Origin of the sequence: Methylobacterium oryzihabitans (assembly GCF_004004555.2) — a bacterium.
Lineage (GTDB): Bacteria > Pseudomonadota > Alphaproteobacteria > Rhizobiales > Beijerinckiaceae > Methylobacterium > Methylobacterium oryzihabitans.
Window position 1 is genome coordinate 1 of record NZ_SACP01000078.1, and the last position, 1065, is coordinate 1065.

1 protein-coding gene is annotated in these 1065 nt (G+C 53.0%); it reads left to right on the top strand.

Features of this window, described 5'->3' with window-relative positions; genetic code table 11:
- The first annotated feature begins 72 nt into the window (after nt 1–72).
- Nucleotides 73–1020 (top strand): IS110 family transposase, encoded by a 948-nt coding sequence (locus EOE48_RS28420; RefSeq protein WP_210249609.1) that lies wholly within the window; start codon nt 73–75, stop codon nt 1018–1020.
- Nucleotides 1021–1065 lie beyond the last annotated feature (45 nt).

Consider the following 1065-nt stretch of genomic DNA (forward strand, 5'->3'; position numbering starts at 1 on the left):
GAAGCAAGCCAGCGCCTCTTGGTGAAACCCCTTCAAGCCAAAAAACCATAACGTGAGGAGGCTCCCGTGGCAATGCAGGTTGGCAAATTGATCGTGGGTGCGGATGTCGCGAAAGCAGAATTAGTGATTCATCACGATGATCGCGACGAGATCATCAAGGTGAAAAATACCAAACCGGAAATCAAGAAATGGCTGAAGCAACAGCCTCTCAACACGGCAATTGCTGTTGAGGCGACCAATGTTTACCACCTGGACTTGGTTGAGCTGGCCCATAGCCTGGGTTTCGAGGTCTATGTCATTGATGGATTCCAACTGAGCAACTACCGCAAAAGCGTGGGTGTGAGGGTAAAAACGGACCCCACTGATGCTCGGTTGTTGTCCCGTTTTTTGAGAAACGAGGGGGAAGACCTCCGCCCTTGGACTCCCCCTCCCGCCGTCTACGGCAAGCTACAGAGCCTTCTGCGACCCCGAGCGGCCTTGGTGACTGCCCGCACGGCGATGACCCAGAGCTGGGCTAATGAAGCCCTTTTGAAAGCCGCCTTCACAACCTTTGTAAAATCGATAGACCGGCTGGATTTGTTGATCCAAAAGAAAATTAAAGAAGTGCTGCGCGAAGCAGGGCTGCACGAGCAAGTTGCTCGCTGCCAGGCGGTAGAGGGTATTGGGTTTCTCACGGCCACTGCCTTGGTAATGGCTTTTATGCGGGGCGAGTTCAAGAGCAGTGATTCGTACATTGCATTCCTGGGAATGGATCTACGAGTGATTGATTCTGGGCAGAAGAATGGACGTCGTCGCCTTACCAAGCGAGGCTGCTCAGAAATCCGTCGCCTGCTGCATAACGCGGCGATGTCAGCCAGCCGGACGGCCACTTGGAAAGGGATCTACGAACAACATCGCAATGCGGGTAAAGCAACAACCCAGGCATTGGTAATCCTGGCCAGGAAGCTTGCACGAGTGGCATTCGCCCTGATGAAGAATCAGGACGAATATGTCACCAAGGGTGGGAAAGCGCCTTGCTGAAAACCATAGAATCTCCCACCGGATATCTACAAAATTCAGCCCCTA

Coding starts and splice junctions, on each gene's coding strand:
- EOE48_RS28420 (WP_210249609.1), top strand. CDS start 73: ATGCAGGTTGGCAAATTGATCGTGGGTGCGGATGTCGCGAAAGCAGAA.